This is a genomic window from Micromonospora sp. D75, assembly GCF_018070405.1.
Classification (GTDB): domain Bacteria; phylum Actinomycetota; class Actinomycetes; order Mycobacteriales; family Micromonosporaceae; genus Micromonospora; species Micromonospora chalcea.
The window spans coordinates 1-1,491 of the sequence record NZ_JAGPXV010000951.1 but is presented as its reverse complement, the minus strand read 5'-3'; the positions used below and the strand labels follow the sequence as shown (position 1 = coordinate 1,491).

At 75.8% G+C, this 1,491-nt stretch carries 1 protein-coding gene; it reads left to right on the top strand.

Annotated elements, in window-relative coordinates; all coding sequences use genetic code 11:
* On the top strand, positions 1-1,491 hold a 1,491-nt coding region (locus KBX39_RS30995; RefSeq protein ID WP_210873953.1), incomplete at both ends, for a beta-ketoacyl synthase N-terminal-like domain-containing protein.

The following is a 1,491-nucleotide window of genomic DNA, read 5'->3' as shown; positions in this document are numbered from 1 at the left end:
CGTCGAGGCGCTGCTGCGCGACGTCGACGCCGACCCGGCGCCCCTGACCGCGGTGGTGCACGCCGCCGGGGTGGGCCAGCTGAACATGCTCGTCGACACCGACCTCGCCGGCCTGGCCGGGGTGCTCGACGGCAAGATCGCCGGCGCCGTGCACCTGGACGAGCTGCTGGGCGACCGACCGCTCGACGCGTTCGTGCTGTTCTCCTCCATCGCCGGCATCTGGGGCAGCGGCGGCCAGGCCGCGTACGCCGCCGGCAACGCCTTCCTCGACGCCCTCGCCGAGCGGCGCCGCGCCCGCGGCCTGACCGCCACCGCCGTGGCGTGGGGCCCCTGGGCCGACGGCGGCATGGCCAGCGGCGAGGGGCAGGAACTGCTGGCCCGCCGTGGCCTCAGCCCCATGTCGCCGGCCCAGGCCGTGTACGCGCTGCGCAGCGCCGTCGGCCGGGCCGGGCCGGCGGTGACCGTGGCGGACGTCGACTGGTCCCTGTTCACCCCCGCGTTCGCCGCCGCCCGCGCCCGCCCCCTGCTCGACGACATCGCCGAGGCGCGCGACGCCCTGCGCGTGGTCGACGCGGAACCGGAGGGCACCGTCGGCGGCGGGCTGCGGCAGCACCTGCTGACGCTGCCCCGCGCCGAGCAGGACCGCCACCTGACCGAGCTCGTACGCACGCACACCGCCGCCGTGCTCGGCCACTCCGGCACCGAACTGGTCAAGGCCAACCGGGCGTTCAAGGAACTCGGCTTCGACTCGCTGACCGCCGTCGAGCTGCGCAACCGGCTCGGCGCCGCCACCGGCCTCACCCTGCCCACCACCCTGGTCTTCGACTACCCGAACCCGGCCGCCCTCGCCGACCACCTGTCGGCGACGCTGCGCCTGCACGAGGTCGAGACCGTCACCGCCTGGGGCCCCGCCGGGCCGGTCGACGACGACCCGATCGTCATCGTCGGCATGAGCTGCCGCTACCCGGGCGGCGTGGCCAACCCGGACGACCTGTGGGAGCTGGTCGCCACCGGGCGCGACGGCATCAGCGGCTTCCCCGACGACCGCCACTGGGACATGGGCCGGCTGCTGGCCGTCGACGCCGACGGGCAACCCGTCTCACACACCCGCGAGGGCGGCTTCGTCGACGGCGCCACCACATTCGACCCGGGCTTCTTCGGCATCTCGCCGCGCGAGGCCGTCGCCATGGACCCGCAGCAGCGGCTGCTGCTGGAGGCGTCCTGGGAGGCCATGGAGCAGGCCGGCATCGACCCGGAGGAGCTGCGCGGCAGCCGTACCGGCGTCTTCGTGGGCGCCTCCCCGTCGGGCTACGGCACCACCGACACCCCGGCCGAGCTGGCCGGCTACCAGCTCACCGGCGGCGCGCACAGCGTCATCTCGGGCCGGGTGTCGTACACCTTCGGGCTGGAGGGCCCGGCGGTGACGGTCGACACCGCCTGCTCGTCCTCGCTGGTGGCTGTGCACCTGGCCGCCCAGGCGCTGCGCGGCGG